We start from the raw sequence: 8398 nt of genomic DNA, 5'->3' as shown, positions 1-8398 counted from the left end.
CCACAGCGCCGCGCCAACCGAACCGCTTGGCGCTGCGGCGGACGCATAGGGGGAGAACTGTTACCTATGTATCCGGTCCATTCTGTAACCCATCTATCGGCTGGACACTGGCCGCAACCTTGCGCTCTTCTTGCAACAGCGGTGATTGGCGACACCGGCGACGGCAGCACCCCTCTCCCCGTCGCTATACGGGGAGAGGATGCCGGCAGGCAGGTGAGGGGCAGCGCCAACGCACTGCAAGATACCCATTCAAACCCAACGCGCGCGCCCAGCCTGTGCAGCCCCGCCCAATCCCGCATTTTCGGGGTTACATCGGGCAAAACTCTTCCCTATAAGGCCCTCCTAGCCTGATACCAGAATCGCGAGCACAACCGGCCGGGTCTTCCCGTCCCGGTTTTTTGTGCAAGCCCGCTGCCGAACGGAATTCATAGACATGCCCAGACGCACCGACATCAAGTCGATCCTGATCATCGGGGCCGGCCCCATCGTCATCGGCCAGGCCTGCGAATTCGACTATTCCGGCACCCAGGCCTGCAAGGCGCTGAAGGAAGAGGGCTTTCGCGTCATCCTGGTCAATTCCAACCCGGCCACCATCATGACCGACCCGGAACTGGCCGACGCCACCTATATCGAGCCGATCACCCCAGAAGTGGTCGCCAAGATCATCGCCAAGGAGCGGCCCGACGCGCTGCTGCCGACCATGGGCGGCCAAACCGCGCTCAACACCGCTTTGTCGCTGCGCCGCATGGGCGTGCTGGAGCGCTATCAAGTAGAGATGATCGGCGCCGACGCCCATGCCATCGACAAGGCCGAGGACCGCGCGCTGTTTCGCGAGGCGATGAAGACGATCGGGTTGGAAACACCGAAGTCGATGCTGGCCAACGCCACCGACGTCAAGAACGCCGACCGCAAGACGCATGAGGCCGAGCGGGCCGCGCTGAAGGCCGAGAAGCCGGACAATCTCGACGCCGAACTCGATGCGCTGGAAACCCGCTGGAACCTCGGCGAAGGCGACCGCAAGCAGCGCTATATCAGCCATGGCATGGCGATCGCCGCCCAGGCGCTCGACCATGTCGGCCTGCCGGCCATCATCCGCCCGTCCTTCACCATGGGCGGCACCGGCGGCGGCATCGCCTACAACAGGGCCGAATTTTACGACATCGTCCAGTCCGGCCTCGACGCCTCGCCGACCACCGAAGTGCTGATCGAGGAGAGCGTGCTCGGCTGGAAGGAGTATGAGATGGAGGTCGTCCGCGACAGAGCGGACAATTGCATCATCGTCTGCTCGATCGAGAACATCGACCCGATGGGCGTGCATACGGGCGACTCGATCACCGTCGCCCCGGCGCTGACCTTGACCGACAAGGAATACCAGATGATGCGCAACGCCTCGATCGCGGTGCTGCGCGAGATCGGCGTCGAGACCGGCGGCTCCAACGTGCAGTTCGCCGTCAACCCGGCCGACGGCCGTCTCGTCGTCATCGAGATGAACCCGCGCGTCTCGCGCTCGTCCGCGCTCGCCTCCAAGGCGACCGGCTTCCCGATCGCCAAGATCGCCGCCAAGCTTGCCGTCGGCTACACGCTGGACGAACTGGAGAACGACATCACCGGCGGCGCCACGCCCGCCTCGTTCGAGCCGAGCATCGACTATGTCGTGACCAAGATCCCGCGCTTTGCGTTTGAAAAGTTCCCCGGCGCCGAGCCGGTGCTGACCACGGCCATGAAGTCGGTCGGCGAAGTCATGGCCATCGGCCGCACCTTCCAGGAGTCTTTGCAGAAGGCGCTGCGCGGTCTCGAGACCGGCCTCACCGGCCTCGACGAGATCGAGATCCCTGGCCTCGGCGCAACCAACAGCGCCGACGACCGCAACGCCATCCGCGCCGCCTTGGGCACGCCGACGCCCGACCGGCTGCGTATGGTGGCGCAGGCGATCCGCATGGGCACGTCGCTAGAAGACGTGCACGCCATGTGCAAGATCGACCCCTGGTTCCTCGAACAGATCGCCGGCATCGTCGCCATGGAAGCCCGCATCCGCGAGCACGGCATTCCCGGCGACGCCGTCAATCTGCGTATGCTGAAGGCGATGGGCTTCTCCGACGCCCGCCTCGCCTCGCTGACGAAGACCGACGCCGAAGTCGTTCAGAAGACTCGCGAAAAGCTCGACGTTCATCCGGTTTATAAGCGCATCGACACCTGCGCGGCCGAGTTCGCCTCGCCCACCGCCTACATGTACTCGACCTACGAAGTGCCCTTCGCCGGCGCGCTCGCCAATGAGGCCCAGGTCTCGGCGCGCAAGAAGGTCGTCATTCTCGGCGGCGGACCGAACCGCATCGGCCAGGGCATCGAGTTCGACTATTGCTGCTGCCATGCCGCCTTCGCTCTGCGCGACGCCGGCTATGAAGCGATCATGATCAACTGCAACCCCGAAACCGTATCGACCGATTACGACACGTCGGACCGGCTCTATTTCGAGCCGCTGACGGCGGAGGACGTGCTGGAGATCCTGCGCGCCGAGCAGGCCTCGGGCGAGCTGGTCGGCGTCATCGTCCAGTTCGGCGGCCAGACGCCGCTGAAGCTGGCCGATGCGCTGGAGAAGGCCGGCATTCCGATCCTCGGCACCTCGCCCGACATGATCGATCTCGCCGAAGACCGCGACCGCTTCCAGAAGCTGCTGCACAAGCTCAACCTCAGCCAGCCGAAGAACGGCATCGCCTATTCGGTCGAGCAGGCCCGCCTCGTCGCCGGCGAGCTCGGCTTCCCGCTGGTGGTGCGCCCCTCCTATGTGCTCGGCGGCCGCGCCATGCAGATCATCCATGACGAGGGCATGCTGCAGTCCTATCTGCTCGACACCGTGCCCGGCCTGGTGCCGGAGGACATCAAGCAGAAATACCCCAACGACAAGACCGGCCAGATCAACACGCTGTTGGGCAAGAACCCGCTGCTGTTCGACACCTATCTCTCCGGCGCGATCGAGGTCGATGTCGACTGCCTCTGCGACGGCAAGGCGACCTTCGTGTCGGGCATTCTCGAACATATCGAGGAGGCCGGCATCCATTCGGGCGACAGTGCCTGCTCGCTGCCGGTTCACTCGCTGCCGTCGGACCTCGTCGACGAGCTCGAGCGCCAGACATCAGCCCTTGCCCGCGCGCTCAATGTCGGCGGGCTGATGAACGTGCAATACGCGATCAAGGACGGCACGGTCTATGTGCTGGAGGTCAACCCGCGCGCGTCGCGCACCGTCCCCTTCGTCGCCAAGACCATCGGCCGTCCGATCGCCAAAATCGCCGCCCGCATCATGGCCGGCGAGACGCTGGAAGACGCCTTCGCCCATTACGGCGCCATGCCCGACCCCAGGAATCCCGGCCACATCGCGGTCAAGGAAGCCGTCTTCCCCTTCGCCCGTTTCCCCGGCGTCGACATATTGCTCGGCCCGGAAATGCGCTCCACGGGCGAGGTCATGGGCCTCGACCGCGATTTCGCGCTGGCCTTCGCCAAGAGCCAGCTCGGAGCCGGCGTCGACCTGCCCCGCTCCGGCACGCTGTTCGTCTCGGTCCGCGACGAGGACAAGAAAGGCATCCTGCCGGCGGTCAAGCGCCTCGCCGGCCTCGGCTTCAAGGTGCTGGCGACCTCGGGCACGCAGCGCTTCCTCGCCGAAAACGGCGTCGACGCCCAGAAGATCAACAAGGTCCTGGAAGGCCGCCCCCACATCGAAGACGCCATCCGCAACCGCCAGGTCCAGATCGTCTTCAACACGACCGACGGTCAGAAGGCGGTGTCGGACTCCAAGTCGCTCCGCCGCGCAACGCTGATGCAGAAGGTGCCGTATTACACGACGCTGTCAGGGGCTGCTGCGGTGGCCGAAGCGATCGCGGCGCTGAAGGCGGGGAGCCTGGAAGTGAGGCCGCTGCAGGAGTATTTTGCCTGAGGTGATTGGCTCTCTTCTCCCCCTTCAACGGGGAGAAGGTGCCGGCAGGCGGATGAGGGGCAGCGCTTACATCTCAAATTAGACTGCCAAGCGGCCCTATTTTATCGACTCCAGCGACAGGCCACCGTTCGCCTGTGTCGTCCAGACGTACATCGCGACGTCAGGCTCGCGCCGATCGCCTTTCGCGAAGTACCCCGCCGCATTTCGTCGCCCATGAGTGCCCAATCCCCGGTCATAGGACCGGCCACAGCCATGGGAATATCCGGGCATTCGGCGGCTGCCAGTCGGGGCAACGCGGCAAAGACGGCGAACATCGCCACTCCACCCATGCGGGCAACCCACAGAGGTCTCAGGTGCTTTTTGGAGCCTAGCTCGCGACATCGGCGACAACAACTTTCGTAGCCTTGTTCTTAGCTCGTTCCAGTTTGTTCAGCGCCTTTCGCATTCTGGCGACCGCTTCCTTGGCTTTGTCTCCTTCGATCGTGTCCCGCTTGATCACTTCATTTTCAACCATCAGCGAGAGGTTCTCGTTGCCGACTTTGATGTCAGGAAACAGTCTCCGGATTTCCCGACGCACCACTGAGATGACCGCATCCGACCGTATGATCGCAGATACAGTAAACTTATTGAACAACTGGGCCTGCTGGTGAAATGCGTCCATCGCGTCGGTCGTCAGCCCTTCCTTGGCGTATAGGAAAAGGCACTGCAAATGATCCTCGTTCTTCGGACTTACATCCGCCAGTACTATACGGCAAACTTCTTCATGGCTGATCTGGTTTGCCACATAGATACGGACCAGCCGCCATTCGACCGCGTTGGTCAGGATTACCCAGTGAATGCCTTGGTGAGCCCCGTAGTCAATAACCTGCCTCAGGTGGTTATCGGCCAAGCTGCTGCCTGCTGATTTCACTTCGACAAGCAATCGCAATTTTCCTGCGATCTTGATGGCAAGATCGCAGTATGTCGCCTTGATCTGGTGTTCCGACGTCAGTTCGTCATATTTGTCATAGCCAAAAACATCAGCGAGAATGTCCTTGACCAAGGTAACCGTATCAGCCTCTGCGACATCGGATTTTTGCTGAGCCAACGCAATCCGCTGGTACTTCTTCAGATTAGACGCAACGCGTTCGACAAATTTCTTTGGTAATTTATTCAATGACTCACCCTCCCTATCCCCGACGGGAATTGAGGACGAGTTTACTTGAAAGACAAGTGAAAAATTACGCTATGCGCTCCAGCCCTGCTCCAGCTCAGGGCATTCGAGGCGCGAAAGGCCAAGCAATTGGCTTTTTCGTCCGCTATGCGGCCTGCCCTCACCCCACAGCCACACACTCAATCTCGATATCAAACTCCATCGGCCATGAAGCCACCGGCACGAAACTCCTTGCCGGCGGGTTCACGCTGAAATACCGGGCATACACCCTGTTTATCGCGTTGTAGAAGCCGGAATTGACGGCGTAGATGCGCACCATCACGACGTTTTCCAGCGAGGTTCCGGCCGCTTCCAGGCAGTGTTTCAGCGCCTTCAGCGACGCCTCGGTCTGGACCTCGATGTCGCCGCGCACCATCTCGCCGGTCACCATGTCCACCGGCGGCGTCGCCGAGATGAACACGAAGCCGTTGGCCCGCACCGCCGTCGAACAGGGCAGGCCGAGCGCCCGCACCTTGTCCGACATGACGGGCACTTCGATGACTTCTTTTTTCATGGGTGGTGCTCCCTGGGTTGTGGGAGCTTATCCCGGCACTGGCGGAACGCCAGTGGCAAACCCTTGGTGCAGAGCCGGAGCTCGTCACTGTCCCAGAGAATCTCGTATGGCGCTCCCCCTCTCCGACCCGGCTGTGCCGGGCCACCTCTCCCCCATTTCATGGGGGCGAGGAAACGCCAATCTCGGACGTCGCGGCCTTGAAAAACCTGGGTTCCTCGCCCCCACAGCGTGGGGGAGAGGTGGCGCGGCGAAGCCGAGACGGAGAGGGGGCGGCGCCGCCCTATGCGATTGCCCTCACCCCTGCCCCGGATACGGCGTGCCGTCCTTGTGCAGGAAGCGCCCGTCCGAACTCGGGCTCATCATGTCGATGTCCGAACAGGTGATGACATCGTCCTGAGAGCGCGAGCCGACTTCCAGGTAGCGCGCGGTGACCGGCGAGCGGTTGATCATGTGGTGGCCGTTGCCGCTGTTCTTGGCGAAGGCAGCACTGTCGCCGGCCTTGAGCAGCGTCTCGCCGCCATCCTCGACCAGCACCAGTTCGCCTTCCAAGACATAGACGAGCTCGTCCTCGTGGCTGTGCCAGTGACGCTGGCTCGACCAGCCGCCGGGCGGCAGTGTCATCAGATTGACGCCGAAATCGGTGAGCCCGCCGGCATCGCCGAGGCGCCGGCGCGTGCGGTCGGCGCACGGGGCGTCGAAGGGTGCGGGGTAGCCCGAGCCCTTGCGCACGGGCACGAATGCGAGATCGATCTTGGGCATGGGGTGCTCCCGAGGTGAGGCGGCAGTGTAGCGCATGGCCGGTGAAGGCACAGGGCCAAGTTGCGCGTTTTGCCTGGGCGTACCGACGTAGCGCCCTACGGCGCCCCCCTCTGTCCTGCCGGACATCTCCCCCTCTTGGGGGGAGATTGGCTGTTGTCGCTGCTCTCGCCAATTTTCAACAGCGCCAGGAAGAGAGCCGGCGCCGAAGCCGCCAATCTCCCCACTTGAGGGGGAGATGTCCGGCAGGACAGAGGGGGGCGCCGTAGAGCGCGGATCTCGAACCGTTCTCGCCCTGGCCACCGCCCCCCTAATGCACCGCGCCGAGCTCCTTCACGTGCTTCTCGTGCATCTTCAACACGGGCAGCGTCTTCTTCGCGAATTCCTTCAGCGCGGGGTCGTCGCCCGATTTCGCATAGGTGCTGAACAGGGCGACCGCCTGCTTGTGGGCCTCAGTCTGCATCATGACGTATTTCTCATCGAACGCCTTGCCGCTGGCGGCTTTCAGCTGGTCCAGCATCTGCTGGTCCTTGGGCTGCAGCGCGGGTCCGGCGGGCTTGATCGAGGCGGTGGTCTGCCCCTTGCTCAGCGCCTGCTTGAAGTCCTCGCCGGCCTTGGTGTGGTCCTTGATCATCTGGCCGGCGAAGGCCTTGACGTCCGCCGAGGCGGATTTCTGTTCGGCGAGCCGGCTCGACTGGATCTCGAATTCATTGGCACTGGGCACTGTGCCGACAAAGGTCGGGGTGTCGACCTTGCTGTCGGGCAACATGGGCGCGACGGCATTCGAGTTGGTGCCGTTCGTCTGGGCAAGGGCGGCGGGCGCGACGGCGGTCAGCGCGACGGCGGCCACGGTCAGGAGCATTTTCATCTGGCGTCTCCGATCGGAATGGTTCCCTCGAGGATTCCAACGCCGCAGATGCGGCGAGGTTGCCAGCCGTATCCCTTCTCGTCGCGCCGTAGAAGGGAAAGCAGCCTTGCGACCGCGGCAGGATCTACGGACGACGAGGCCCCAGCAGAAAGGCTGTCATCGTCGCGCTCACGCACGCCACCGCCAACAAGGGGACGAAGCCCGAAGAGCCGGGGCTTCGGTGCATTGGAACAAGGCTTTCCGGAGCCGGAGCATTTTGAACCAACCCGTCCAGGTCGGACCTGCTCCCCCGTCGAACGGAATAGGCGCGCGTCAACTCCGCACCGAGCAGAAAGATTTCCGATGAATAATAGACCCAGAGCAGTATGACGAGCAGCCCTCCGGCCGCACCATAGGACGATGCGATCGCACTCGTGCCGATATACCAGCCGATAAGCGACTTTCCCAACGTGAACAGAGCGGCGGTCACCACGGCACCGATCCCGACATCCCGCCACTGCAAGGCACGGTCCGGCAGCACTTTGTAGATCGCGGCAAACATCACGGAGATCAGGGAAAAGGAAATCAGGGTGTTGATGGCGCTCAGAACAAATTGGCCGAACGGCAGATGAGCGCTGATCACGCTGCCCAGAGCCGAGATCGCCGCGCTCGCCGCCAGGGATACCAGCAACATGAAGCCGAGGGCGGCGACCAGGCCCAGACTTGCCGCACGCGCGCGCAAGAGACGCGACAGCGAATCCCCTTTCGCTTCAACCTTCCATATTGCATTCAGAGCCTGCTGCATCTCGCCGAACACCGCGGAGGCGGTGACGAGCAGAGTGGCCACGCCGATCAGGGCTGCCAGGGTCCCCGATGATTTGCTGGATGCCCCTTCGAGCGCCGTCTGAAGCAGCGCCGCGCTTTCCCGGCCCATCAGCCCCGATATCTGAGCAGACAAGGCCAACTGTGCCGCGTCATGACCAAAAGCGATGCCGGCTATCGCAACGACGATTATCAGGACCGGGGCCAGCGACGTGGCGGCATAAAACGCCATTGCCGCGCCATGGCTAAGGGCATTGTCGTTGACAAAGCCAACCACGCTTTCTCGCACCAAGTCCCATACGTCTTTAACTGCAGGGCGCACGTCTAATCCGTGAAGCGGGT

Annotated in this window: 6 protein-coding genes; 1 reads left to right on the top strand and 5 read right to left on the bottom strand. The window is 62.9% G+C overall.

Going from position 1 to position 8398, the window contains the following annotated elements; translation table 11 throughout:
• Nucleotides 1-433: 433 nt before the first annotated feature.
• Entirely contained in the window at nt 434-3925 is a 3492-nt protein-coding gene (gene carB, locus FJ543_RS13885; protein WP_140875501.1) for a carbamoyl-phosphate synthase large subunit, read from the top strand.
• Between the two features lie 367 nt (nt 3926-4292).
• On the opposite strand, the gene FJ543_RS13880 is transcribed toward carB, so the two are convergent.
• The 5 genes from FJ543_RS13880 to FJ543_RS13855 all read right to left on the bottom strand — a co-directional run bounded on the left by FJ543_RS13880 (nt 4293) and on the right by FJ543_RS13855 (nt 8378).
• Nucleotides 4293-5081, bottom strand: a complete 789-nt coding sequence (locus FJ543_RS13880; protein WP_181173968.1) for a type I restriction enzyme HsdR N-terminal domain-containing protein — start codon at nt 5079-5081, stop codon at nt 4293-4295.
• A 157-nt stretch (nt 5082-5238) separates the two neighbouring features.
• On the bottom strand, nt 5239-5631 hold the full coding sequence (locus FJ543_RS13875) for a RidA family protein (RefSeq protein ID WP_140721848.1): 393 nt from the start codon (nt 5629-5631) through the stop codon (nt 5239-5241).
• Nucleotides 5632-5925: 294 nt separating this feature from the next.
• The gene (locus tag FJ543_RS13870; protein WP_140875497.1) at nt 5926-6390 is read right to left on the bottom strand and encodes a cupin domain-containing protein; all 465 of its coding nucleotides are present in this window, start codon (nt 6388-6390) and stop codon (nt 5926-5928) included.
• A gap of 307 nt (nt 6391-6697) precedes the next feature.
• The gene (locus tag FJ543_RS13860) at nt 6698-7255 is read right to left on the bottom strand and encodes a DUF4142 domain-containing protein (RefSeq protein ID WP_140875495.1); all 558 of its coding nucleotides are present in this window, start codon (nt 7253-7255) and stop codon (nt 6698-6700) included.
• Between the two features lie 124 nt (nt 7256-7379).
• On the bottom strand, nt 7380-8378 hold the full coding sequence (locus FJ543_RS13855) for a YihY/virulence factor BrkB family protein (protein WP_140875494.1): 999 nt from the start codon (nt 8376-8378) through the stop codon (nt 7380-7382).
• Between the last annotated feature and the right edge of the window lie 20 nt (nt 8379-8398).

This window comes from Mesorhizobium sp. B2-5-7 (assembly GCF_006440875.1).
Taxonomy (GTDB): Bacteria; Pseudomonadota; Alphaproteobacteria; order Rhizobiales; family Rhizobiaceae; genus Mesorhizobium; species Mesorhizobium australicum.
This window is presented reverse-complemented; position numbering and strand designations above follow the sequence as displayed.